General features: G+C 72.0%; 18 protein-coding genes. 9 read left to right on the top strand and 9 right to left on the bottom strand.

Annotated features, from left to right (window positions below):
• Positions 1–67 precede the first annotated feature (67 nt).
• The 4 genes from purE to ACNYC2_RS02805 form a co-directional block, all read right to left on the bottom strand.
• On the bottom strand, positions 68–589 hold the full coding sequence (gene purE / locus ACNYC2_RS02820; RefSeq protein WP_419705588.1) for a 5-(carboxyamino)imidazole ribonucleotide mutase: 522 nt from the start codon (positions 587–589) through the stop codon (positions 68–70).
• On the bottom strand, positions 586–1,746 hold the full coding sequence (locus ACNYC2_RS02815; protein WP_419707760.1) for a 5-(carboxyamino)imidazole ribonucleotide synthase: 1,161 nt from the start codon (positions 1,744–1,746) through the stop codon (positions 586–588). The genes purE and ACNYC2_RS02815 overlap by 4 nt, the downstream gene beginning before the upstream one ends.
• A 149-nt stretch (positions 1,747–1,895) precedes the next feature.
• Positions 1,896–3,251 (bottom strand): sensor histidine kinase, encoded by a 1,356-nt coding sequence (locus ACNYC2_RS02810; RefSeq protein ID WP_419705587.1) that lies wholly within the window; start codon positions 3,249–3,251, stop codon positions 1,896–1,898.
• 4 nt (positions 3,252–3,255) lie between these two features.
• Entirely contained in the window at positions 3,256–3,939 is a 684-nt protein-coding gene (locus ACNYC2_RS02805; RefSeq protein WP_026366105.1) for a response regulator transcription factor, read from the bottom strand.
• A gap of 152 nt (positions 3,940–4,091) precedes the next feature.
• Here ACNYC2_RS02805 and ACNYC2_RS02800 point away from each other — a divergent pair, with 152 nt between their 5' ends.
• A complete protein-coding gene (locus tag ACNYC2_RS02800; protein ID WP_419705586.1) occupies positions 4,092–5,528 on the top strand; it encodes a sensor histidine kinase in 1,437 nt (478 codons plus the stop codon).
• Positions 5,525–6,232 carry a response regulator gene (locus ACNYC2_RS02795; protein ID WP_419705585.1) on the top strand — a complete coding sequence of 236 codons (708 nt, stop codon included), beginning with the start codon at positions 5,525–5,527 and terminating at the stop codon, positions 6,230–6,232. Before ACNYC2_RS02800 ends, ACNYC2_RS02795 begins: the two co-directional genes overlap by 4 nt.
• Before the next feature lie 13 nt (positions 6,233–6,245).
• Here the strand turns inward: ACNYC2_RS02795 and ACNYC2_RS02790 are convergent, their stop codons facing one another.
• The 3 genes from ACNYC2_RS02790 to ACNYC2_RS02780 form a co-directional block, all read right to left on the bottom strand.
• Positions 6,246–8,858, bottom strand: a complete 2,613-nt coding sequence (locus ACNYC2_RS02790; protein ID WP_419705584.1) for an ABC transporter permease — start codon at positions 8,856–8,858, stop codon at positions 6,246–6,248.
• Between the two features lie 104 nt (positions 8,859–8,962).
• A complete protein-coding gene (locus ACNYC2_RS02785) occupies positions 8,963–11,563 on the bottom strand; it encodes an ABC transporter permease (protein WP_419705583.1) in 2,601 nt (866 codons plus the stop codon).
• Positions 11,563–12,396: an ABC transporter ATP-binding protein gene (locus tag ACNYC2_RS02780; protein WP_419705582.1), complete on the bottom strand. Its 834-nt coding sequence runs from the start codon at positions 12,394–12,396 to the stop codon at positions 11,563–11,565. Before ACNYC2_RS02780 ends, ACNYC2_RS02785 begins: the two co-directional genes overlap by 1 nt.
• Positions 12,397–12,796: 400 nt before the next feature.
• On the opposite strand from ACNYC2_RS02780, the gene ACNYC2_RS02775 reads away from it, so the two are divergent.
• Positions 12,797–15,841: an FtsK/SpoIIIE domain-containing protein gene (locus ACNYC2_RS02775; protein ID WP_419705581.1), complete on the top strand. Its 3,045-nt coding sequence runs from the start codon at positions 12,797–12,799 to the stop codon at positions 15,839–15,841.
• Here the strand turns inward: ACNYC2_RS02775 and ACNYC2_RS02770 are convergent.
• Positions 15,789–16,211 (bottom strand): hypothetical protein, encoded by a 423-nt coding sequence (locus tag ACNYC2_RS02770; protein ID WP_419705580.1) that lies wholly within the window; start codon positions 16,209–16,211, stop codon positions 15,789–15,791. The two genes, ACNYC2_RS02775 and ACNYC2_RS02770, sit on opposite strands and share 53 nt — an antisense overlap.
• Before the next feature lie 286 nt (positions 16,212–16,497).
• Between ACNYC2_RS02770 and ACNYC2_RS02765 the strand changes: the two genes are divergently transcribed.
• Positions 16,498–16,746 carry a WhiB family transcriptional regulator gene (locus ACNYC2_RS02765; RefSeq protein WP_026365970.1) on the top strand — a complete coding sequence of 83 codons (249 nt, stop codon included), beginning with the start codon at positions 16,498–16,500 and terminating at the stop codon, positions 16,744–16,746.
• A gap of 172 nt (positions 16,747–16,918) precedes the next feature.
• Here ACNYC2_RS02765 and ACNYC2_RS02760 read toward each other — a convergent pair whose 3' ends face one another.
• Complete coding sequence (locus ACNYC2_RS02760) at positions 16,919–18,397, bottom strand: sensor histidine kinase (RefSeq protein ID WP_419707759.1); 1,479 nt, start codon at positions 18,395–18,397, stop codon at positions 16,919–16,921.
• A 185-nt stretch (positions 18,398–18,582) separates the two neighbouring features.
• Between ACNYC2_RS02760 and ACNYC2_RS02755 the strand changes: the two genes are divergently transcribed.
• The 5 genes from ACNYC2_RS02755 (at position 18,583) to ACNYC2_RS02735 (ending at position 24,357) form a co-directional block, all read left to right on the top strand.
• Positions 18,583–19,107 (top strand): DUF2505 domain-containing protein, encoded by a 525-nt coding sequence (locus ACNYC2_RS02755; RefSeq protein WP_377141075.1) that lies wholly within the window; start codon positions 18,583–18,585, stop codon positions 19,105–19,107.
• A 268-nt stretch (positions 19,108–19,375) separates the two neighbouring features.
• Positions 19,376–20,722 (top strand): ABC transporter substrate-binding protein, encoded by a 1,347-nt coding sequence (locus ACNYC2_RS02750; protein ID WP_419705579.1) that lies wholly within the window; start codon positions 19,376–19,378, stop codon positions 20,720–20,722.
• 191 nt (positions 20,723–20,913) lie between these two features.
• Positions 20,914–22,245, top strand: a complete 1,332-nt coding sequence (locus ACNYC2_RS02745) for an ABC transporter substrate-binding protein (RefSeq protein WP_419705578.1) — start codon at positions 20,914–20,916, stop codon at positions 22,243–22,245.
• A 178-nt stretch (positions 22,246–22,423) separates the two neighbouring features.
• The gene (locus ACNYC2_RS02740; RefSeq protein ID WP_419705577.1) at positions 22,424–23,443 is read left to right on the top strand and encodes a carbohydrate ABC transporter permease; all 1,020 of its coding nucleotides are present in this window, start codon (positions 22,424–22,426) and stop codon (positions 23,441–23,443) included.
• Positions 23,440–24,357: a carbohydrate ABC transporter permease gene (locus ACNYC2_RS02735; RefSeq protein WP_377141063.1), complete on the top strand. Its 918-nt coding sequence runs from the start codon at positions 23,440–23,442 to the stop codon at positions 24,355–24,357. Before ACNYC2_RS02740 ends, ACNYC2_RS02735 begins: the two co-directional genes overlap by 4 nt.
• Positions 24,358–24,362 lie beyond the last annotated feature (5 nt).

Here is a 24,362-nt window from a genome sequence, read left to right as displayed (position 1 = left end):
GCTATCTCGCCCTGGTTCTACTTCGCCCTGGTTCTATCTCGCTGCAGTTCTACCTCGGCGGGTTGGGTCAGAGCTGGGCGCGGAGCTTCGCGCCCTTGGCGTGCGCGACCTCGCTCAGCTCGGCCTGGAACGCCTCCATGCGCTCCCGCAGGGCCGCCGCGGCGGGGCCCTCGCCCGAGGCGAGGATGCGCGCCGCGAGCAGCCCCGCGTTCCGCGCCCCGCCGATCGACACCGTCGCGACGGGCACGCCTGCGGGCATCTGCACTATCGACAGCAGCGAGTCCATGCCGTCCAGGTACTTGAGCGGCACCGGCACCCCGATCACGGGCAGCGGCGTCACCGAAGCGAGCATGCCCGGCAGGTGCGCGGCGCCGCCGGCGCCCGCGATGATCACGCGCAGCCCGCGGCCCGCGGCCTGGCGCCCGTAGTCGATCATCTCGGTGGGCATGCGGTGCGCGGAGACGACGTCGACCTCTACCGGCACCTCGAACTCGCGCAGCGCCTCGGCGGCTGCCTCCATGACGGGCCAGTCGGAGTCCGACCCCATCACGATGCCGACCTGTATGCCGACCTGCGGAGTGGTGCTCATGCGTTCGCCTCTTCCTCGGTGTTGTCGCCGCGCAGCAGTGCCGCCGCCGTGATCGCCCGACGCCGGACCTCGTCCAGGTCGTCGCCGCTCACGTTCACGTGGCCGAGCTTCCGGCCCGGCCGGATGCCCTTGCCGTACAGGTTCACGCGCGCCTCCGGGAAGGCCGCGAGCAGCTCCGGCAGCGCGTCCGTGAGCTCGTCCAGCGTGGAGCCGAGCACGTTCGCCATGACCGTCCACGTGGCGACCGGCTCGGTGGCGCCGAGCGGCAGGTCCAGGACGGCGCGCAGGTGCTGCTCGAACTGGCTGGTCACGGCGCCGTCGATGGTCCAGTGGCCGCTGTTGTGCGGGCGCATGGCGAGCTCGTTGACGAGCACCGTCGGCGTTCCGTCCGGCCCGGTGACCTCGAACATCTCGACCGCCAGCACGCCGGTCACGTCGAGCCCCTCGGCAACCGTCGTCGCGATCTCGCGCGCGCGGACGTCGAGCTCCGCGGACAGGCCCGGCGCGGGGGCGATCACCTCGGAGCACACGCCGTCGCGCTGCACCGACTCCACCACGGGCCATGCCCGCACCTCGCCGGACGGCCGCCGCGCCACCAGCGCGGCCAGCTCGCGCGTGAACGGCACCTTCTCCTCGACGAGGAGCTGCGGCCCGCCGTCGGCCACCGCGGCGAACCAGTCGGCGACGTCGTCCGGGGACGAGACCACGCGGACGCCCTTGCCGTCGTAACCGCCGCGGGAGGTCTTGACGACGGCCTCGCCGCCCGCCTCCGTCAGGAAGGCCGCCAGGGCGGCCCGCCCCTCCTCGGGGGACGACGACGGCAGCGGCGCCCACCGCGGGCACGGCACGCCGAGCTCCGTGAGCCGCCGCCGCATCACTATCTTGTCCTGCGCCTGCACCAGCGCGTGCGGGCCGGGGCGCACCGGCGTCCCGTGCTCGATGAGGTCGGTGAGCAGGGCGTTCGGCACGTGCTCGTGCTCGAACGTCAGCACCGATGCGGCAGCGCCGTCGGAGGGCGCGATGAGCGAACGGATCGCCGCCTCGTCCGAGGCCGCACCCACCGGTGTGTCCGTCACGACCTGCGCCGCGGACGACCCGGGCTCCTCCACCAGGACCCGCAGGTGGATGCCCAGCTCGCCGGCGGCCGGGGCCATCATCCGGGCGAGCTGCCCGCCGCCGACCACCGCTACGACGGGTGGTCCCGATGGAGACGGGGCGGTGCCGGACGGCTCGGCAGAGAACTTGCCGGAGGAAGACGGCCGGTCGGCCGGGAGGGAATCGAGTGTTGCGCTCACGTGAGTGAAGCCTACCGGCGGCCGCGGCCCTTCTTCTGGCCGAAGCTCGAGATCTTCGACCCCACCGGCAGCACCTGGTGCGGGTCGAGCGTCTTGGGCACACCCGACAGGAACACCGAGAACACCGGCGGGGTGCGCTGGGTGAGCTGGAGGTTTCCGCCGTCCGCGGCGACCAGGTCCTTGGCCAGCGCGAGCCCGAGGCCCGTCCCGGCGCCCAGCGTGACACCGCGCTCGAAGATCTTGCCCTGCATGTCCTCGGGCACGCCGGCACCCTCGTCCGTGACCTCGATGGCCATGGCGCCCCGCTGACCCTCGCGGATCCGCAGGGTGGTGGTGCCGTCGCCGTGCTTGAGCGAGTTCTCCAGCAGCGTGGACAGCACCTGGGCGAGCGCACCGGGCGTGGCCAGGACGCGGGCACCGCCCGAGTCCTCGACGTTCAGGTGCCGGCCCGCCCGTTCGAAGGACTCGCGCCACTCCTCCTCCTGCTGGAGGAAGACGACGGCGACGTCCACGGACTCCGTGGTGCCGCCCTGGGCGCGCCGCGAGCGGGAGAGGAGATCGTCGACGACGCCGACCAGCCGCTCCACCTGCTCGAGCGAGATCCGGGCCTCCTCCTGCACGTCCGGCTCGGTGGAGGTGAACGTGATCTCCTCCAGGCGCATGGTGAGCGCCGTGAGCGGCGTGCGGAGCTGGTGGGAGGCGTCCGACGTGAACTGTCTCTCCACGGCGAGCCGCGCCGCGAGCCGGTCGGAGCTCCGGGCCAGCTCGGCCGCGACCAGGTCGATCTCCTCCACGCCGGACGGGTCCAGCCGTGGCCGCACCTGTCCCGCGCCGAGCTGTTCGGCCGAGGCCGCCAGATACACAAAGGGTTGCGCGAGCCGGTTCGCCTGCCAGGCCGCCGTGACTGCGCCGGCGGCGAAGGCGCCCACGCTGCCGAACACGACGAGCACCACGACGTTGATCGCCTTGATGTACGCAGGCCAGGCCGAGACGGAGACCAGCACGCCCATCACCGGTTGCGAGTTGGAGATGGAACCCAGCTCGATGGTGGCGCCGGAGACGGGCTCGCCGGCGACGAGCTGCTTCCCGTCGGGCTGGTTCACCGTCACGTAGGCGACGATGTCCGTGTCCTGCGGTTGCACGGCCCGGTCGAGGACCGACTGGTCGACGAAGCCGGTCTCCGCGGCCGAACGGTTGCGTTCGTAGGAGTTGACGGAAGAGGACAGGAGGTCCTGCACCCGGGTCTCGACCCGCTGGACCTCTTGGCCGTAGATGTACCGGGCACCGAAGATCGCGAGCGGGATGCCCAGGAGCAGGACGGCGACCGCAACCGCGGCGATCGTCGCCTGCAGCACGCGGGCGCGCATCTGGCTAGCTCGCCCCGATCTCGAAGCGGAAACCGAGACCGCGCACGGTCGAGACGTAGCGCGGTGCGTTGGCGTCGTCGCCGAGCTTGCGACGCAGCCAGGAGACGTGCATGTCCAGCGTCTTGGTCGAGCCGACCGGGTCCGAGCCCCAGACGTCCCGCATGAGCGTGTCCCGGACGACCACGGAGCCGGCGTTCTGCACGAGGACGCGCAGCAGGTCGAACTCCTTGGTGGTCAGGTGCAGCTCGCGGTCACCCTGGAAGGCACGGTGCGCGGAGACGTCGACGCGGACGTCCTGCGCGTGCAGCTCCTCCTCCTCGCCGGTCTCGCCGTGCGAGCGGCGCAGGAGAGCCCGCACCCGCGCCAGCAGCTCGGCCAGCCGGAAGGGCTTGGTGACGTAGTCGTCGGCGCCGGCGTCAAGGCCCACGACGAGGTCTACCTCGTCGGCACGGGCGGTCAGCACCAGCACGGGCACGGTGAGGCCATTGGCCCTGATCTCGCGCGCGACATCGAGCCCGTCCATGTCCGGAAGGCCCAGGTCCAGAACTACGATGTCCGCACCGGTCGAGCTCTCGATCGCACCTTTGCCGGTTCCTTGCACGACGACGTCGTATCCCTCACGGGAGAGCGCTCGTGCCAACGGCTCGGCAATGGCCGGGTCGTCCTCGGCTAGGAGTACGTGAGTCATTTCGCCATCGTAGGGCATAACCGACGCTCTGGCGCTACCCGGGCACACACGGGACGGCCGTACTACCGAATCCTTTCGGTAGAGCGAGCCATGGCGCAAGTGCTACCACGGTATGACGCGCCACCGCAACGGTTCGACCTACTCTGACCTGCATGGGTTGGTACGAGCGGTGGGCGCAGTGGGCGGAGCGTTATCGGTTCCTCGTCGACCTCTCCTGGACGCTGCTGGCGGCGCTGTTCGCACTGACCCTGGCCGCGTCGTCCCCGAGCACGTTCAGCCTCGGCGGCGGCCAGGCCGTGCTCCTCTCCGCCGCGGTCCTCGCACCGCTCCCCTGGTGCCGTATGCGGCCCGTGGCGTCGTGCATCGCGATGTTCGTGGTGTGCATGCTGCAGATCACGGTCCTGGGCACCCCGTTGCTGCTCCCGGCCGACCTGGCGGTGCTCGTGTCGATGTACTGCGTGACGGTGTACGGACCGCGCTGGGCGTACCGGATGGCCTGCGGGATGGCGGTGGTCGGGTCGATCACCGTCGGTACCTCGCTGTGGCTCTACAACGGCGCCGGCTCGCTGCTGTCGATCACACCGATGATCGTCCTGTCTCTGGCCCTGCTCGGCTGCTCGTTCGCGTTCGGCCTGGTGCGCCGTTCGCGGCGGGCGATGATCACCGCGATGCGTGACCGCGCCGAGCGCCTCGAGATCGAGCGGGACCAGCAGGCCCAGATCGCCACGGCGGCCGAGCGGTCGCGCATCGCCCGCGAGATGCACGACATCGTCGCCCACTCCCTGTCGGTGATCATCGCGCAGGCCGACGGCGGGCGGTACGCCGCGGCCGCCGACCCCGCCGCCGCCGCGCGCTCCCTCGGCACCATCGCCGAGACGGGCCGTGCTGCCCTCGCCGACATGCGGCGGCTGCTCGGGGTGCTGCGGCAGGACCAGCCCAGCGTCGGCACGCCACTGGGCCTGATGGCGCCGGACGCGGCAGCGCTCGGGCGCGCGCCGGGTTCCGGGACGCCCGCCGGCGCGGCCCCTCAGGGCGTAGGGAGCGGCACGGGCGGACCGGGAAGCGCCCTGCCCGCGGCGCCACCGTCGTCGGGCGGCGCCGCCCCCTTGCAGCCCCAGCCCGATACCGGCGACATCGCGGGCCTGGTCGACCAGGCCCGCGACGACGGCCTGCGGGTCTCGTTCGCCCGGGTGGGCGTCGAGCGACGCCTGCCGCCCGGTGTGGGCCTCACCCTGTTCCGGGTGTGCCAGGAGTCGCTCACCAACGTGCGCAAGCACGCGGGCCCGCGGCCCGCCGTCACGGTCCTGCTGCGCTGGGGCGAGGACGAGGTGGAGCTGCGGGTGGACGACGACGGCCGCGGTCTGGCGGCCGACGGCTCCCCCGGTCCCGACGAACCACCGCCCACCGCCGGGTACGGCCTGCTCGGGATGCGCGAGCGCGCCGAGATGTTCGGCGGCACGCTCTCCGCCGGCCCGCGCCGTGGCGGCGGGTTCTCGGTGCGGTTCGTCATCCCCATCCCGCGTGCCGAGCACGCGGTCCAGCACGACACACCTGACGACGCACCTGACGACGCACGAGGAGCACGATGACCTACACCCCCGACGAACCCGCCCGGCCCGTACGGGTCGCGCTCGTCGACGACCAGCCACTGGTCCGCGCGGGCCTGCGCATGGTCATCGACTCCCAGCCCGACCTGCAGGTGGTGGTCGAGGCCGACGACGGGCGCGACGCGCTGCACCGGCTGGCGACCACCGCGACCGACGTCGTGCTGATGGACGTGCGCATGCCCGGGATGGACGGCCTGTCCGCCACCCGGGCCCTCCTGGCCGACGGCGCCGCCGCCGCGGCGGGCGACCCCCGGGTCGTGGTGCTCACGACGTTCGACCTGGACGAGTACGTGCTCGACGCCATCCGGGCCGGGGCCAGCGGCTTCCTGCTCAAGGACGCGCAGCCGGAGGAGCTGCTGACGGCGATCCGGACGGTGCACCAGGGGGACGCGGTGATCGCGCCGTCGTCCACCCGGCGGCTCATGGAGCGCCTGGTCACGACGCTGCCGCCGGAAGAGGCGGCGGGCCCGCAGGAGGCCCTCGCCGCGCTGACGACCCGCGAGCGCGAGGTGCTCGTGCTCATGGCCCGGGGACGTTCCAACACGGAGATCGCCGGCGACCTGTTCGTCGCCGAGGCGACGGTCAAGACGCACGTGGGGCGCATCCTGTCGAAGCTCGACGCCCGCGACCGCGTGCAGGCGGTGGTCACCGCCTACGAGACCGGTCTGGTCCGCCCCGGCTCCTGATCCGCCGCACCTCTCACGCCGCCGCGAGCGCCGCCAGCGGATGGGTACGGACGGCGGCCCGCGCGGGCAGCACCGAGGCGACCAGCCCGGCGACCACCGCGATGGCGAGCACCAGCCAGATCTCGGTCCACGGGACGACCAGCGGCACGCTGCCGAGGGCGGACAGCGCCGTGGTGGCGCCGGCCCAGCCGTACAGGAGGCCGAGCGCCACGCCGAGCACCGCGCCCACCGCGGCGATGACCATGCCCTCGACGGCGAGCGTGGCCCGGAGCTGTGCCTTCGAGAGCCCGATCGCCCGGAGCACGGCGTTCTCCCTGGTGCGGTCCATGACGGACAGCGAGAGGGTATTGGCCACGCCGACGAGGGCGATGACCACGGCGACGGAGAGGAGCCCCACCACTATGCCGAGGATCATGTCGACGATTCTCTGGTAGGCCGCCTGCTCGACGAACATCCCGGCGACCCGCACGGTCTCCCCGGTGGTCGAGACCGCCTCCTGCACCGCCGAGACGACGGCCGTGGCGTCCTGGCCCTCGTCGACCTTCGCCCAGACCTCACCGGCGGCCGTGCCCGCGTGGAAGGCGGCGAGGTCCTGCGGCGTCAGATAGGCACGGTCGGCCTGGGAGTCGCTGTGCACCACGTCGAGCGTCAGGTCGCCGTCGGGCCCGGTGAGCTCTATCGTCTCGAGGCCCGCCAGGCCGTACAGCTCGGCCGCCCGCTCAGGGACCACGAGGGTGCCGGGCCGCAGTGCGTCCGCGTCGACCGGAGTGTTCGCGACCGACCGCAACGCCTCCGGGTCGACGACAGCGAGCTGGACCGGCCGGCCCCCGCCCACCCGCTCGGCGGACACCCCCGTCACCTCGATCACGGTGCGCAGCCCGTCGGCGCCGCGCAGGGCGTCGAGCACCGTTCCGGGGACGGCCGCGGCGGAGCCGTCCCCGTCGTACGTGGTGCTCGTGGCCTGGAGGTCCACGGGGAAGCGCTCGTCCAGCTTCTCGTCCATCGCGACCCGGGCGCTCGCGGCACCGGTCGTCATCATCGAGACCAGGGCGACGCCGATGAGCAGCGCGGTGGACGTCGCCGCCGTCCGGCGCGGGTTGCGCAGGGTGTTGGCCGACGCCAGGCGTGCCGCCGGTCCTCCGACGCCCGCTACGCGACCGAACGCGGCGGCGACGCGGGGCAGCCAGAAGACGGATCCGACGATGACGCCGACCAGCGACAGGGAGCCACCGAGGACCGTCGCGAACAGTCCGACGTCGATGCTGCCGGACATCCCGAGGGCCACGCCCCAGGCCAGGAGCGCGAGCCCGCCGACGGTGGCGAGCACGGCGAGCACCGCCCTGCCGCGGGCGGGCCCGCACCGGCCGGGTGCGGCGGCGGGGCGCATGGCGGCGAGCGGGGCGACGAGCGCTGCGGCCCGGGCCGGGGCGAGCGCGGCGGCAAGGGTCACCAGCAGACCGGCCGCGACGGGTACCAGGAGCGCGGGCACGCTCGGGGTGATGGTCGTCGGCAGCGCGACGCCGAGGTCGAAGCCCGGCGCGACCATGAGCCCCACCTGCACGAGCAGGGATCCGACGACGACACCCGCGACCGAGGCGAGCACGCCGAGGACCGCGGCCTCGAGCAGGACGCCGCGGTAGACCTGTCCGGTGCTCGCCCCCACGCAGCGCAGGAGCGCGAGGTCGCGCGACCGCCGCGCGACGAGGACCTGGAGCGTGTTCGTGATGACGAGTCCCGCGACCACCAGGGAGACGGCGGCGAGGGCCAGGGCGAACACGAGGTAGACGATGTTCTGGCCGCCGGAGATCGCCGAGACGACGTCCTCCGCGCGCTCCTCGGGCGTGGTGATCTCGGTGGCGGACGGGACGGCGGCTGCGAGGGCCTTCTCCGCCGCCTCGAGGGCGGCTGCGTCGCCGGGCCGGTCCAGTGCGACGACCAGCGTCCTCATGCCCGGGGGCTCGGCCGCGCCCGCGTCGGCGGCGATCCGCTTCTCCAGCGCCTCGGCGGTGATGACCGCGACGCCGCCGCCCGCGGCGTAGGTGTCCAGCGGATCGTCGACGAGGCCCGACACCGTCAGCTGCTCGGTGGCCTCCTGGCCGCCGTAGCACGCGGCGCCGTCCTTGTCGGCGGCGGGGTCGCCGCCCCGCAGGCAGCGGGTCGACGCGATGGTGTCGCCCACGGAGACGCCGAAGAGCTTCGCGGTGTCCACGGGGAGCACTATCTGGTCGGGGCGGTCGGCCCAGGCGCCGTCGGCCAGGACCAGGGGCGACAGCCGCGGGTCGGAGGGGTTGGCGACGAGCGACTGGTGGACCGTCCGGCCGCCGTGGCTGAGGTCCGCGTAGGCGCCGCGGAACCCGTCGGCCGCGGCCACGCCCTCGACTGCCCGGACCGCCTCCGTGTCGGCGGAGGTCATGGTGCCGTCGCGGTCGAAGACCACGAGGTCCGCGTCGGCGTACTGCGCGGCCACCTGGTCGTACGTTGTGCGGGTGACGATGGTCCCGGCCTGCAGCGTCGCGGCCACGAACGCGGTGCTGACGACTATGGCGACGCCTGCCGCGGCGAGCCGGCGGACGCTGCGCCGCAGCTGGCCCAGGGCAAGGCGGGTGGTGGGGTCGGCGGTCAGCACGCGGAGCCCTGCCGGCTCCTCGAGAAGTGCACGATGGTGTCCACGAGATCTCCCTCGAGTCGTCGTTCGGGCTGCCGCGTGCTGACCGGTGGAAGACCGGCGGGCTACTCCGCCGCGAGCGCCGCCACCGGGTGCGTGCGGACCGCGGCCCGCGCCGGCACGACGGAGGCGAGCAGCCCCGCCACGAGGGCCACGCCGAGCACCATCGCGATATCGGCCCACGGGATCACGAGCGGCACGTCACCCATCGAGGAGAGCGCGGTGGTGGCGCCGGCCCAGCCGTACAGGACGCCGAGCAGCACCCCCAGGGCCGCCCCCACACCGGCGATGAGCATCCCCTCGATGGCGAGCATGGTCCGCAGCTGCGCCTTCGAGAGCCCGATGGCCCGGAGCATGGCGTTCTCCTTGGTGCGCTCGATGACGGACAGCGACAGGGTGTTGGCGACGCCGATCAGGGCGATCACCACCGCCACTGCCAGCAGGCCCACCACGATGCCGAGGATCACGTCGATCACCTGCTGGTAGCTCTGCCGCTGGACCACCGCGCCGGTCACCTCCACCACCTCGTCGGTGGTGGACACCGCGTCCTGCACCGAGGCGACGACGGCCGTGACGTCCTCTCCCTCGGCGACGCTCGCCCACACCCGGTTGGGCTCGAGGTCCGGATAGATGGCCGCGAGGTCCTGCGGCACGAGGAACGCGTACGCGTACTGGGCGTCCACCCCGACGATGTCGAGGGTCGTCCTCCCGCCGGGGCCGGTGAGCTCGATCTCGTCCATGCCCTCGAGCCCGTAGTTCTTCGCCACCCCGTCCGGGACGACGAGCGTCCCGGGCCGCAGCGCGTCGAAGTCCTCAGGCGTGTTGACGACGTCGCGCAGCTGGTCAGGTGCCGCCGCGAGCGTGGGGAGCCACTGCTCGTCGGCCGTGGAGACCGATGCGTCGGTGACCGCCGTGGTCGACCGCAGCCCGTCGACGCCGTCGACCACGTCGACGACCACACCGGGCACGGCGGCCATCTGGTCGCCGTCGTAGATGGTGCTCGCGACGTCGACGTCGACCGGGAACTGGGCGTCGAGCTCGTTGTCCAGGGTGGTGCGCGCGCTGGCGGCACCCGTCGTCATCATGCCGACGAGGGTCACTCCGATGAGCAGCGCGGTGGACGTCGCCGCCGTCCGGCGCGGGTTGCGGAGCGTGTTGGCCGCCGCGAGCCGGGCCGACGGTCCTGCCGCACCCACGAGCCTGCCGATGCCCGCGGCGACCTTCGGCAGCCAGAACACGGAGCCGATGATCACGCCGATCAGGGAGATCGACCCGCCGCCGACGGCGGCCAGCAGGCCGACGTCGATGCGTCCCTGCAGGCCCAGCACGATCCCCAGGGCCAGCGAGGCGAAGCCGCCGACGGACATGATCGTCGCGAGGACCGCGCGGCCCCGCCCTGCGCCCTTGCCCAGGGTCGGGGCGTCGGCGGGCCGGAGCGCGGCCAGGGGCGCCACCCGCGAGGCCGCACGCGCCGGGGCGAGGGCGGCGGTGAGCGTGACGAGGATGCCGACCGCGAGCGGGGCGATGAACACGGGCGCGCTGAGGTCGACGGTCTCCGGGAGCGGCACGCCGAGGTCGAAGGCCGGTGCGATCATCAGGCCTGCCTGGACCAGCGCCGTACCCACGACGATGCCCGCGAGGGACGCCAGCGTGCCGAGGATCGCCGCCTCCAGGAGGACGCTGCGGTAGAGCTGACCGGTGCCGGCACCGACGCAGCGCAGCAGCGCGAGGGTGCGGGAACGCTGCGCGACGAGCACCTGGAAGGTATTCGCGATGACGAGGCCCGCCACGACGAGCGCCACGGCGGCGAACGTCAGGACGAAGATCAGGAAGACCAGGTCCTGACCACCGGACATGCCGGCCACCATCTGCTCGGCGTGCTCGTCGGTGGTGGTGACGTCGGTGGCCGCGGGGACGGCGTCCGCCAGCGCGGCACGCACCGACTCGACGGCGGCGGGGTCGTCGAGCGCGACGACGATCGTGCCGATGGCCGACGTCATGTCCGGCGATGACTCGTCGGCGATCCACTGCGCGAGCGTCGGGGCGCTCAGGACAGCGGCGCCGCCCATGGCGCTGTACGCGTCGTAGGGGTCCTGGACGAGGCCGACGACGGTCAGCTTGTCGACGACCTCGTGACCCTCGTAGGTCTCCGAACCGTCCTCGAGCTTCGTCGGCTCGGTGTCCGTCACCCAACGGGAGGAGGAGACGGAGTCACCGAGGCCGACGCCGAGCCGTTCGGCCACGTCCTCGGGCAGCGCGATCTCGTCGCCGGCCGCCGGCCACTCGCCGTCGGACACCTCGAGCGGCGTGAGCCGCGGGTCGGACGCCGCACCGACCACGCCCTGGAAGATCGACCTCCCGCCGTGGTTGAGCTCCGTGTAGAACGTCTCCTGCGCGTCGGCGGCTGCGACGCCCTCGACGCCTCGGACGGCCTCGACGTCGGCCTCGGTCAGGGACTGGGCGTCGTCGAAGACCACCAGGTCGGAGTCGGCGAGGGTCGCCGAGACCTGGGCGTACGTGGTGCTGGTGATGATGTTGCCGGCCAGCAGCGTGGCGGCGACGAAGGCGGTACCGATGGCGATGGCGACGCCTGCCGACGCCAGCCGGCCCGCGCTACGACGCATCTGCCCCAGGGTGAGGCGGGTCGCGGGCATGGAGCCGGCCATCAGGCACCTGCCGCACTGGTGGTGCTGCCCGGACGGCTGGTGACGGCGGGTTCGAGGGTCCGCAGCGCGTCCAGCCCGGCCATCGCGGAGTCAGGCGTCGGGTCACTGATGTCCCCCGCGATCCGCCCGTCCGCGATCAGGACCGCACGATCCGCGTACGCGGCCGCCGACGGGTCGTGCGTGACCATGATGATCGTGCGACCCAGCTCCCGCACCGAACGACGCAGGAACGACAAGACCTCCGCCCCGGACCGCGAGTCCAGGTTCCCCGTCGGCTCGTCCGCGAACACCACATCAGGCTGCGCGATCAGCGCACGCGCGATCGCGACACGCTGCTGCTGCCCACCGGACAGCTCCCCCGGCCGGTGCGTCAACCGGCCCTTCAGACCCAGGGTGTCCACCAGGGTGTCGAACCACGCCCGGTCCACGCTCCCGCCCGCGAGCTCGACCGGGAGCGTGATGTTCTGCTCCGCCGTGAACATCGGCAGCAGGTTGAACTGCTGGAACACGAACCCGACCCGGTCCCGGCGCAGCCTCGTCAGCGCCTTGTCGTTCAGACCCGTGATCTCCGTCTCCCCCAGGAACGCCTGACCGCTGGTCGCGGAGTCCAGACCCGCCAGCAGGTGCATCAGCGTCGACTTGCCCGAGCCCGACGGGCCCATGATCGCCGTGAACCGGCCCTGCTCGAAGTCGACGTCCACCCCGTCCAGAGCCCGCACGGTCGCCTCGCCCTTCCCATAGGTCTTGGTCAGGCTCCGGGCCCGTACGGCGCGGGCGGCGCTGCCCGGCATGGGAGCCGGCTGGTCCGCCGGGACGTACACGGTGGTGTCCACGAGTTTTCTCCTCGAGTCGTCGATGCTTCTTGCTGCGAGCGGGTCGTGCTGCGGGCTGCGCTGCGAGCGGTCGCCGGTGGCGGCCCGCGCCGGACGGTGCGTGTGCGGGGAGGTCCCCGTTCGCTGCCCGGAAGTGGTCCGGCCTTCCCGGGTCTGACCCCGGTACGGCCGGCGGATACGAACCTACGGAGCCGGGACCGGTCTGGGCATCGGGCGTCGGCCTGATCCTTCCCGGACCGTGTCATCCCCTGGTCGTACATCCGGCTTGCCCCGGGTAGGGGCACTCACCCAGGGGTTGTGCCGTAGCGAGCACGACGGCGGGCCTGTGGAAACCGGGATCGTGCACAGGAACCCCTGTAGCCGCCCCGATCCGGGCACGTGGACGACGAGGCTGGGGTCCATGACCCGACCCCCGTCGTCCGACGGCGCCGTGCACGTGACCCTGCACCCCGGCGAGGACCTCCTCCTGCGCCCCGGCACCCGCCTGGCCGACCTGCGTGCGCCCCTCGCGACGCTCGTCCGGCGTCCGGAGCTGCGGTACGCCACGTTCGCCGTCGACGACGAACCGCTGACCGACGACCAGGTGGTCGGCGAGCGCCCCCTGCTGCCCGGTGCGGTGCTCAAGGCGCGGCGGCCGAGCCCGCGCGGGGCCGGGCCGGCACCGGGTCCAGGTCTCCGGTCCGCCGCGGCCCAGCCCTGGCTCGTCGCCCGCGTGACCGGGCCCGACGCCGGGACGGTGGTCGGGGCCGACGGACCGCTGGCCGCGCTCCGTACGTGGGTCCGCATGCGGCACGGCGGACGCCTCGCGATCCGCAGGACGCGCGGCCCAGCGGCGTGCCTCGCGCCCCGCACCACGCCCCCGCACAGCGGCGTGCACTGGACGCTCACGCTGCTCCCGGCGGCCGCTTCGCTGGGCCTCGCCGTAGCGCTGCGCCAGCCGCTCCTGGCGGCGTTTGCGCTGGTGGGCCTGGTTGTGGCGCTTCCACAGCTCCGTGCCGCCCGGCAGCGGGCCATGGCCGACGGCGCACCGCGGAACCGGTCGCCGGAGCTGCCGGGGCCGGCCGGCCTCCTGGCCTTCGCGCACGCCGCGCACCACGTGTCGCCGGGCGCCTGGGCGGCTGCGCTGGCTGCCCACGCCACCGCACGCGCGCCCGGCACGCCGGGCGCCTCGGCCCCTCCCTCCGCGACACCCGCACGCCCCCTGCCCCCGCCGTCCGACGGCGTCTGGGAGGGACTGCTGCACGACGGCGCCGTCGCCGTGCTCGGACCCCGGGAGCTGGCCCGCTCCGTCGCCCGTGCGCTCGTCACCGACCGTGCCGCACGAGGAGCCGAGGTACGGGTGGGCCCCGGCACTCATGGCTGGTCCTGGGCCCGCTGGCTCCCCCGGGGCGGGCCGCTCGTCGTCGTCCTGGACGCCGACGGCGCTGCCGCGACGACCCTCGGCCCCCTTGCCGGCCCCGGCGACCGTCTCGTGGTGTCCGTCGGGGCCGTACCGCCCGGCTGCCGCGCCGTGGCGAGCGTGCTGGACGCCCGCCGCGTCCGGATCACCGGACCCGACGGAACAGCCCGCACCGTGCCGCTCGTCGGCGTCACCAGCGAGTGGGCCGAGCACCTGGCCCGCCTCCTCGCGGGCGCCGCCCGGCTCGGCCGCACCGCGCCCGGCGCACACGCGGAAGACGCCCGGCTGCCCGCCGTCGTATCCCTGACCGCGGCCCACGGCCTCACGGAGGTGCCCGGAGCACAGGCGCTCGCAACGCTCTGGAGCAGCGCGGACAGCTGGGCGGTGCCGCTGGGCACAGGTGCCGACGGTGCACCCGTGTGCCTCGACCTGGTCCGTGACGGACCGCACCTGCTCGTCGCCGGCACGACCGGGTCGGGCAAGTCGGAGCTGCTCCAGACCCTCGTGCTCGGGCTCGCCCTGACCCGCTCACCTGCCGACCTGGTTCTCGTGCTGGTCGACTTCAAGGGCGGAGCGAGCCTCGGCGCGTGCCCGGGACTGCCGCACGTCGTCGGCCAGGTCACCGACCTGGAACCGGGGCTCGCGGCGCGGGCGCTCTCCGGGCTGCGGGCAGAGCTGCGCCGTCGCGAGCGCGTCCTCGCGGCCCACGGCGTGCCGGACGTCGCCGCCCTGCCGCCCGGTGTGCTGCCCCGGCTGGTCGTGGTGATCGACGAGTTTCGCGCGCTGGCCGACGACCTGCCCGAGTTCCTGCCGGCTCTGCTGCGCGTCGCGGCACAGGGGCGGTCCCTCGGTGTGCACCTGGTGCTCGCGACGCAGCGGCCGGGTGGGGCCGTCGGGCCGGACCTGCGGGCCAACGTCAGCGCACGGATCGCGCTCCGCGTCACCGACCCCCTCGAGTCGCGGGACGTGCTCGACGATCCCGCCGCGGCCCGCATCCCGGTCACGGCACCGGGCCGCGCGGTGCTGCGCCTGGGATCCGCACCGCCCGTGACGCTGCAGTGCGCCCACGTCACCGCACCGCCCGAGGCGGAGCTCCCCCTGGTGCGCCGCGCCCCGGCCTGGCCGGCGGCTCCCGGGAGCGCACAGGACCGGCCACCCCTCGGCCGGCCGGATCCTGAGCGGCCGGATCCCGAACGGCCGGAACTTGTCCGGCCAGATCCCGAACGGCCAGATCCCGCACGGCCCGACGCCGCAGCCCTGGTGGTCGCCGCGGCCCGCCGCGCCGCGGACGAGCTGGGCCACGTCCCGGGCGCACCGCCGTGGCTGCCGCACCTCCCCCGCCGGGCCACCGTCTCGGACCTGCCGCCGGCGACGCGGCGCGACCGGACAGGGATCGTCCTCGCCCTCGGCGACGACCCGGACCGGCAGCGTCGCACGACGGTCACGTGGAAACCGGGCGACGGCCATCTGGCGGTCGTCGGACGGGCACGCTCAGGCCGAACCACGGCGCTGGTCACGCTCGCAGTCGCCGCCCTCCGGCAGGGCTGGACGGTACGAGGGATCGCACGCGATCCGCGCTCGCTCGCGCCCCTCGAGCAGTTTCCCGGCTACGGAGGGACCGTCCGCCCGGACGACGCAAGGGCTGTCGCGGGCATGCTCGCCGACGCGGCCGTCGTCACGAACACCGAGCCGGACGCCCAGACCGGTCCGGACCGTACGCTGGTGCTCGTCGACGCGGCAGAGGACGTGCGCGGCACCCTCCCACCAGCGGCGTTGCGGTCAGCGGTGGCGTTCGCGCTCGCTACCGACAGCCCGTCGGTGGGCGGCCTGTCGGCGCGGGTCGGGCCGCGGCTGGTGCTGCTCGGCACCGACCGCGCGGCCGACGTGGTGCTCGGGGCGCCGGTGGCGCTCGCCGGGTCGGGTGGCCCACCGGGCCGTGCGGCGTGGTGCGGCCGGGGCGAACCGGTGCTCTGCCAGGTGCTGGAGCCGCAGATCAGTCCTCGGAGCCGGTCGCCGACGTCGCCTCGACGACGGTGGGCGTCATGAGCAGACCGCCCACTACCACAGCGATCGTGAGCGCCACCCATCCACCCGGGACGGAGACCCCGGTGCCGCTGCCGATCGCCGCGACCGAACCGACGATCTGAAAGAGCTGCCAGGTCACGACGGGTCCGCGGCCTGAACGACGTCCCGCAAGAAGTGCGCGGCAGGACACAACGAGAACCCAGGCAACACCCAGGAGGAAGAAAACCAGAAAGAGGCTCACCCCGAGTGAGGAGGAACCGCCAGTAAGGAGTTCACCAAGTAACACCACGGCGAAAGCAACGAGGCCGATCACCTCGATCAGGACGCCGATCACGAGGGCACGAAGAAACACCGGGACACGGCGCGCGAAAAAGGCTTTCAGTACTGGCATGACGGACTAGGATACTGGTGAGCGGCTTATTCACAATAGTGTGACGGATACCTCAGGGTTCACGGCGAAGAAACTTCGCCGTAACCCCTTGTGCGAGCGTTCACGAGCGTGTGAACCTAGACGCAGCAAGCCACCACACCCCGAACAAACCCCCGTCGGTTGTCGCCTGGCGCACAGGGATCGGAATCCGGTCCACAACCAGACCTGTGCGCCCCAGACGCACGACGACGATGCTCCCACTTGGCGAGCCGGACGGCGGGTAGTTCCTTCCAAGGAGTACGTGACCATGGACTGGCGCCACCGCGCAGCATGCCTCGAAGAGGACCCCGAACTGTTTTTCCCGATCGGTAACACGGGCCCCGCCCTGCTGCAGATCGAGGAGGCCAAGGCCGTGTGCCGCCGTTGCGACGTCGTCGATACCTGCCTCAAGTGGGCTATCGAGTCCGGCCAGGACGCCGGCGTCTGGGGCGGTATGAGCGAGGACGAGCGCCGCGCGCTCAAGCGTCGCACCGCACGCGCTCGTCGCGCGGGCTGACCTCCGCACCACGCTTCTCCGCGAGCCGCGCCTGAGCACTCCCCCTTCGCTCGGGCGCGGCTCGCGTCATTTCTTTTCGGCTGTACCAGGGTGCGCGTGAACCGCGCGCCCAATTTTTTGTGCCCGAATGCAGCACGCCGAATGTCGCGGCGCGATGTTCAGGACACCGGGCTCAGGACCGCGCCGAATCGGCCACGCGCAGCACGAGCTGCAGTTCAACCTGCGTGCCGCCACCCTCGCGGGTCGACCATTCGATGGTGCCGCCGAGCTCGTTGGTGACCAGCGTGCGGACGATCTGGGTGCCCAGACCGCTGCCAGGGCCTCCGCCGCCCTCGCCGTTCTGCGACAGCCCGACGCCGTCGTCGGCCACGACGACCCGCAGGGCCGAGTTCTCCCGCTCCACGCCGATGTTGATGGTGCCCACCGTGCGGCCGACGAACCCGTGCTCCACGGCGTTGGTGACCAGCTCCGTGAGCACGAGCGCGAGCGGCGTCGCGTCCTGCGCGGGCACCATGCCGAACGAACCGGTGCGCACCGTACGGACCGAGGTCCCGGCCGAGGCGACGTCGGCGGTGAGGCGCAGCGCCCGGCCCACCATGTCGTCGAGCTCTACCTGCTCGTCCAGCGTCTGCGAGAGGCTCTCGTGCACCAGGGCGATGGTCGAGACGCGCCGCATGGCCTCCTCGAGCGCCTCCTTCGCGGCCGGCACGTCCATCCGCCGGGCCTGCAGGCGCAGCAGCGCCGACACCGTCTGGAGGTTGTTCTTGACCCGGTGGTGGATCTCGCGGATCGTCGCGTCCTTGGTGATGAGCTCCCGCTCGCGTCGCCGCAGCTCGGACACGTCGCGGCACAGCAGGACGGCGCCGATGCGCTGGCCGCGGTCCGTCAGCGGCATCGCGCGCAGCGACAGCGACACCCCGTGCGCCTCGATGTCCGTGCGCCACGGCGCACGGCCCATCACGACGAGCGGCAGCGACTCGTCGACGGGCTTGAGCTGCTCGACCATGTCGGCGGTGACCTCGACGAGCGACTGCCCCACGAGCGGGCCGATGACACCGAGCCGGTGGAAGCACGACAGGGCGTTCGGGCTCGCGTACAGGACCTCGCCCTCGGAGTTCAGCCGGATCAGGCCGTCGCCGACTCGGGGCGCACCGCGCCGCGACCCGGTCGCCGCGTTCGGCAGCGGGAACTCGCCGCGCGGGATCATCGCCACGAGGTCGTCGGCGGCCTCGACGTAGTTCAGCTCCAGGCGCGACGGCGTGCGGCCCGAGCCCAGGTTCGTCTGCCGCGCGATCACCGCGATCGCCGTGTCCTTGTGGACGACGGGGACAGCCTCCTCGCGGACCGCGTACGCGCCGAACCAGCGCGGCTCCCTGGCCCGCTGCGCCTTGGCCTCGGCCATCGCCTTCGCGAGCTGCGGGCGCTGGCCCTCGGGTGCGAACGAGCCGACGATGTCGTCGTAGTGCACGGTCGCGCCCGTCGAGGGACGGCACTGCGCGATCGCGACGAACCGCCCGTCGTCGGTGGGCAGCCACAGCACCAGGTCCGCGAACGCCAGGTCAGAGACCACCTGCCAGTCGCCGACCAGCAGATGCAGCCACTCGACGTCGGCGGGCTCGAGATCGGCGTGCTCAAGGATCAGGTCACTCATCGCGGACACGCGCCCCAGCCTATGCCGGAACCGCCCATTGCCCGGTGCGGGCCCTGTGCACAACCCGGGGCAGGCCCTGTGCGCGCCTCCGGCCGCGACGTCACCGCTGCGTATCGGACGCACGCAACGTGTCGGGTTAGAGTTCCACCACCGGCATGCCCCGTCGTCGCGAGGAGGAAAAGCCCGTGCACCTGACAGTGGACCTGACGTTCCCCGCGAACATCGACGACGTCTCCACGATGCTCGCCGACGAGTCGTTCGTGCGATGGCGTGCCCAGCGTTCCACCGGATCCGTGAACGGCGTGGTCGAGCAGGCCGACGTCACCGGCACAGCGGCGACCGGGTTCACGGTGGTGGTGCGGCGCACCCTGCCGACCGACATCATCCCCGTGCAGGCACGCCCGTTCGTGGGCGCCCATCTCGAGATCCGCCAGGCCGAGGCCTGGGAGGCGGCTTCCGAGGGCCGGCGCACCGGCACGGTGGCCGTCGAGATCCTGGGCGCGCCGGTTCGGGTCACCGCGACGGCAGCCCTCACAGCGCTGCCCGACGGCGGGACGCGTCTCGTCTATGCGGGCGACGTGCGGGCGACAGTGCCGCTCTTCGGCTCGGTGATCGAGGAGGCGGCGGTCAGCGCGGTCCGCACGACCCTCGAGACCGAGGCGGAGGCCGGCCGTGACTGGCTCGCCGGCAAGCGCACCGGTACGGCCTGAGCCGTCCCGCTCCGGACGCCCCACCGTGGGCGCCCTCCGCACGGTCGCGGTGAGCACCGCTACCGTGGGCGAACTCTTGCCCACCCGTGCCTGGTCCAGCGTCGTCGTCCCGGGCACCCCAATGCAGCAGTATGGCCTCAACCCCTGCCCTTTTCGGGCGGCGGATGCTAGAACCTGAGCGAACATTCGTGTCGGGTGTGGGCAACTTTGTGCTCTGATATCGCTTTCAAGCCCCGACACACACGAGTCCCGATCACGAGGAGTACCAGTGCCCAGCAAAAACGGACCGGTCCGAAGCCGGACCGTCGCCCCCCGACGCGTGGTCCTCGCCGCGCTCACGGCCTTCGTCCTGCCCCTCACCGCCTGCGGCTCGCTCCTGGGGCAGAGCCCGGCGGGCGACGGTGGCGACGAGGATGCCCCGATCACGCTGACCGTGTCGACGTTCAACAACTTCGGCTACACCGACGAGCTGCTCGCGGCGTACACGAAGGAGCACCCGAACGTCACGATCGAGCACATCGTGGCCCCCACCTCGGACGAGGCCCGTCTGCAGATGCTCAAGGCGTTCACGACGGGTGACGGCGCCGAGCTCGCGGACGTCGTGGCCGCCGAGGTCGACTGGATGCCGGAGCTGATGCAGCACTCCGAGCTCTTCGAGGACCTGACGGACCCCGACGTCACCAAGCGCTGGGTGGACTGGAAGGTGGCACAGGCCACTACGCCGGACGGCAAGCTCCTCGGCTACGGCACCGACATCGGCCCCGAGGCCATCTGCTACCGCGCAGACCTGTTCGAGGAGGCCGGCCTGCCGACCGACCGCGAAGAGGTCGCCGACCTCCTCGGCGGCAAGGACGCGACCTGGGAGCGCTACTTCGACGTGGGCCGCCAGTTCGCCCAGCAGTCCGACGTCGCCTGGTTCGACGGCGCGACCGGCACGTTCCAGGGCATGGTCAACCAGCTTCCCGCCGCGTTCGAGGACCCGGCGACGGAGCTGCCCACCGACCTCTCGACCAACAATGAGGTCCGCTCCGTCTACGACCAGATCACCTCGGCGATCGACGACGGGCTCTCGGCCGGCCTCGTGCAGTGGTCACCCGAGTGGGCGGCAGGCTTCCAGGAGGACGCCTTCGCGACCATGCTGTGCCCGGGCTGGATGATGGGCCCGATCGAGTCCTACTCCGCGGGTGTGCAGGGCTGGGACGTCGCCAACGTCTTCCCCGGCGGCGGCGGAAACTGGGGCGGCTCGTTCCTGGCGGTGCCGTCCGCCGGCGCGTACACCGAGGAGGCGAAGGAGCTCGCCGCATGGCTCACCGCTCCCGAGCAGCAGACGCAGGCCTTCACGACCGCCGGTGCGTTCCCGTCGCAGATCGAGGCGCAGAGTTCCGAGACCGTCCAGGGCTATACCAACCAGTTCTTCAACAACGCCCCGGTGGGCAAGATCTTCACGGCCCGGGCGCAGTCCATCGACGGTGCCCCGTACAAGGGCCCGTACTACTTCGCGTTCCGCGACGAGGTGGGCAACGCTCTGACCGCAGTCGATACCGGTAGCAGCGGCCCGGAGATCGCCTGGAACCGGGCAGTGCAGACCGTCAGCGACTTCCGGGTCCAGGAGTGAGGCTCGCAGTCTTCGCCCGCTACCTGTCTTGACACGACCCGGTGGACGGCGCAACGATCAGTGCCCGTGGAAGCGCTACCACACCCGTTTGTGGGAGCGCTTCCAGCGCCGGTACGCAGACGTGCCCGCACGAGACGCGACCGCACCCAGCTTGACCGCTAGCCCCAGACCGCACGACAAGGGAGTCCCCAGTGCTGAGCAGTACCCGACCCACCCGGCGCGCCGCCGCGCGCACCCTCCAGGCGACCGCCGGTGCCGCCGTCATCGCCCTCGCCCTCACCGCCTGTGGTGGGTCCAACGAAGGCTCCGACGGTGAGAACACCGCGGACGACGGCCCCATCACGCTGAAGGTCGCGACGTTCAACAACTTCGGCTACACGGACGAGGTGCTCGCCGAGTACCAGGAGGAGCACCCGAACGTCACCGTCGAGCACGTGACGGCCGCCACCAGCGACGACGCTCGCACCAACCTGACCACCAAGCTCGCCGCCGGTGGCGAGGGCCTGGCTGACATCGAGGCCATCGAGGTCGACTGGCTGCCGGAGCTCACGCAGTACCCGGACCTGTTCACCGACCTGGCCGACCCTGAGCTCGAGGGCCGCTGGGTGGACTGGAAGGTCCAGCAGGCGACGACGCCCGACGGCAAGGTCATCGGCTACGGCACCGACATCGGTCCCGAGGCCATCTGCTACCGCTCCGACCTGTTCGAGGAGGCCGGCCTGCCGACCGACCGCGAAGAGGTCGCCGAGCTCCTCGGTGGCGAGGACGCCACGTGGGAGGACTACTTCTCCGTGGGCCGTGACTTCGTGAAGGAGTCCGACGCCGCCTGGTACGACAGCGTCGGTGGCACCTTCCAGGGCATGGTCAACCAGCTCCCCGAGGCGTTCGAGGACGCTGCGACCGGTGAGCCGAAGCCCCTCGCGGACAACGCCGAGGTCAAGGACATCTACGACGAGATCACCGCCTCGGTCGAGGACGGCCTGTCGGCCGGCCTGGTGCAGTGGGAGGGTGACTGGGACGCCGGTTTCCAGAACGACGCGTTCGCCACGATGATCTGCCCGGCCTGGATGACCGGTCCGGTCGAGGAGCGCGCCGGTGGCGTCGAGGGCTGGGACGTCGCCAACGTCTTCCCCGGTGGCGGCGGCAACTGGGGCGGTTCGTTCCTGACCGTCCCCGCCTCGGGCGAGAACGCCGAGGCGGCCAAGGAGCTCGCAGCGTGGCTGACCGCGCCCGAGCAGCAGACCCGGTTCTTCGAGTCGGCGGGCACGTTCCCGTCGCAGGTCGAGGCGCAGGAGTCCGAGGCCGTCCAGAGCTTCACCAACCCGTTCTTCAACGACGCTCCGGTGGGCGAGATCTTCGCCGCCCGCGCCCAGAGCATCGACAGCGCCCCCTTCAAGGGCGCGAACTACTTCGCCATCCGTGACGAGGTCACCAACGCGCTCAACCGTGTCGACGTCACGAAGTCGCAGGACGCCGGCGAGGCATGGGACGAGGCCGTCGAGAAGGCTTCGGCCCTCGGCTGACCTAGAGCCTGATCCAACGCCTGACCCCCTCGGCCTCAGCACGAACAGAGGCTGACCCGATCCGGTGGTCGAGCTGGTCGAGACCCAGGTCTCGACCAGCTCGACCACCGGATCTGCGCGAGCACCCCTCCGGGCGCTCCACAAGTGACCAACCGACGATGACGCGGCGGAAGATGAGATGGCTGTTCTGACACCCCAACGACCGGCACCGGGCTCCGGTGCGCCACAGCGCGAGTCGCGCAGAATCGGCTTCTCCCAGCGGCTCGGCCGCTGGGACGTGAAGCTCTCCCCCTACCTGTACATCTCGCCGTTCTTCATCCTGTTCGCGGTGACCGGCCTGTTCCCGCTCGGGTACACCGCGTTCGTCTCGGTGCACGAGTGGAGCCTGCTCGGCGGACAGGGCGACTTCGTCGGCCTGGAGAACTTCACGTTCGTGCTCGCCCAGCCCACCTTCTGGAAGGCCCTGGTCAACACGCTGTCGATCTTCGTGTTCTCCTCGGTCCCGCAGGTGATCATCGCGCTGATCATCGCGGCCCTGCTGGACCAGAACCTGCGGGCGGCGACGTTCTGGCGCATGGGCGTGCTGATCCCCTACGTGGTCGCGCCCGTCGCGGTCTCGATGATCTTCGGCCGCCTGTTCGCCGACCAGTACGGTCTGATCAACGCCATGATCTCCGCCGTCGGGCTCGACCCGATCGCCTGGCACGGCGACCGGATCGCCAGCCACGTCGCCATCGCCACGATGGTCAACTACCGCTGGATGGGCTACAACGCCCTGATCTTCCTCGCCGCGATGCAGGCCGTGCCGCGTGACCTCTACGAGGCCGCTGTGATCGACGGCGCCGGCCGCGTGCGCCAGTTCTTCTCCATCACGGTGCCGCAGATCCGCGCCACCATCATCTTCGTCGTCATCACCTCGACCATCGGCGGCCTGCAGATCTTCGACGAGGTCCGCCTCTTCGACTCCGCCGGGCTCGGCGGTCCGGACCAGAACTGGATGACCACCGTCGTGTACCTGTACGACCTCGCCTGGGGCGACCAGCGCAGCCTCGGCAAGGCGTCCGCCGTCGCGTGGATGCTGTTCCTCCTGATCGTCGCGATCGGCCTCGTGAACTTCCTGGTCACGCGGCGCATCTCGTCGTCGGGCACGGCAGTCAAGAAGTCCAGGCGCAAGAGCCTCACCGGAGGGAACGCATGAGCTCGGTAGCTGTCACCGCCCAGACCGCCGGTGAGGGTGCCGCCAAGGCCGCCCTCCGCCGTCGGGAACGAACCTCCGTCGGGAGCACCAACCGCCGCGCCGGCTGGATCGTCTACGCGCTGCTCGGGATCACCCTGCTGATCTCGGTCTTCCCGCTGTACTTCACGCTGCTCCTCGGCTCGTCGGAGCCGATCGCGATCTCGCAGAGCCCCGTGCCGCAGTGGCTGCCGGACTCCTCGCTGTTCACCCAGTTCCGGACGGTCATCGAGGCCACCCAGATCAACTTCTGGCTGGCGCTGACGAACTCGGTGATCATCGCGGTGATCGTCTCCGCGGCGGTCGTGCTGTTCTCGACGCTCGCCGGGTTCTCGTTCGCGAAGCTGCGCTTCCGCGGCCGCGGCCCGCTGCTCGTGTTCGTCATCGCGACGATGGCGGTCCCGACCCAGCTCGGCGTGATCCCGATGTACATCCTCATGTCGGAGCTCGACTGGATCGGCAAGCTGCAGGCGGTCATCGTGCCGTCGCTGGTCGCCGCGTTCGGCGTCTTCTGGATGACGCAGTACCTGTCCGAGGCGCTTCCGTACGAGCTGATCGAGGCCGCCCGCGTGGACGGCGCCTCGATGATCCGCACGTTCTGGAGCATCGCGCTGCCCGCGGCCCGCCCGGCCGCGGCCATGCTGGGCCTGTTCACGTTCGTCCAGCAGTGGACGAACTTCTTCTGGCCCTCCATCGTGCTCAGCTCGGAGAATCCGACGCTACCGCTCGTCGTGAAGTCTTTGCAGGCAAACTACTTCGTGGACTACTCGCTGGTCATGGGCGGTGTGTTCCTCGTGACGCTCCCGCTGCTGGTGATCTTCGCCTTCGTCGGCAAGCAGCTCGTCGCGGGCATCATGCAGGGAGCTGTGAAGGGATGACGCAG

Source organism: Promicromonospora sp. NFX87, assembly GCF_048564965.1.
GTDB lineage: Bacteria > Actinomycetota > Actinomycetes > Actinomycetales > Cellulomonadaceae > Promicromonospora.
Note: the sequence above shows the minus strand (reverse complement) of the source record. Positions and strands in the feature narration are given on the sequence as shown.

Bases quoted from the DNA above. Each gene is read 5' to 3' on its own strand.
- ACNYC2_RS02795 (WP_419705585.1), top strand. From the start codon at position 5,525: ATGACCTACACCCCCGACGAACCCGCCCGGCCCGTACGGGTCGCGCTC.
- ACNYC2_RS02800 (WP_419705586.1), top strand. From the start codon at position 4,092: ATGGGTTGGTACGAGCGGTGGGCGCAGTGGGCGGAGCGTTATCGGTTC.
- ACNYC2_RS02740 (WP_419705577.1), top strand. From the start codon at position 22,424: ATGGCTGTTCTGACACCCCAACGACCGGCACCGGGCTCCGGTGCGCCA.
- ACNYC2_RS02765 (WP_026365970.1), top strand. From the start codon at position 16,498: ATGGACTGGCGCCACCGCGCAGCATGCCTCGAAGAGGACCCCGAACTG.
- ACNYC2_RS02810 (WP_419705587.1), bottom strand. From the start codon at position 3,251: ATGCGCGCCCGCGTGCTGCAGGCGACGATCGCCGCGGTTGCGGTCGCC.
- ACNYC2_RS02815 (WP_419707760.1), bottom strand. From the start codon at position 1,746: ATGATGGCCCCGGCCGCCGGCGAGCTGGGCATCCACCTGCGGGTCCTG.
- purE (WP_419705588.1), bottom strand. From the start codon at position 589: ATGAGCACCACTCCGCAGGTCGGCATACAGGTCGGCATCGTGATGGGG.
- ACNYC2_RS02760 (WP_419707759.1), bottom strand. From the start codon at position 18,397: ATGAGTGACCTGATCCTTGAGCACGCCGATCTCGAGCCCGCCGACGTC.
- ACNYC2_RS02770 (WP_419705580.1), bottom strand. From the start codon at position 16,211: ATGCCAGTACTGAAAGCCTTTTTCGCGCGCCGTGTCCCGGTGTTTCTT.
- ACNYC2_RS02775 (WP_419705581.1), top strand. From the start codon at position 12,797: ATGACCCGACCCCCGTCGTCCGACGGCGCCGTGCACGTGACCCTGCAC.
- ACNYC2_RS02735 (WP_377141063.1), top strand. From the start codon at position 23,440: ATGAGCTCGGTAGCTGTCACCGCCCAGACCGCCGGTGAGGGTGCCGCC.
- ACNYC2_RS02785 (WP_419705583.1), bottom strand. From the start codon at position 11,563: ATGGCCGGCTCCATGCCCGCGACCCGCCTCACCCTGGGGCAGATGCGT.
- ACNYC2_RS02805 (WP_026366105.1), bottom strand. From the start codon at position 3,939: ATGACTCACGTACTCCTAGCCGAGGACGACCCGGCCATTGCCGAGCCG.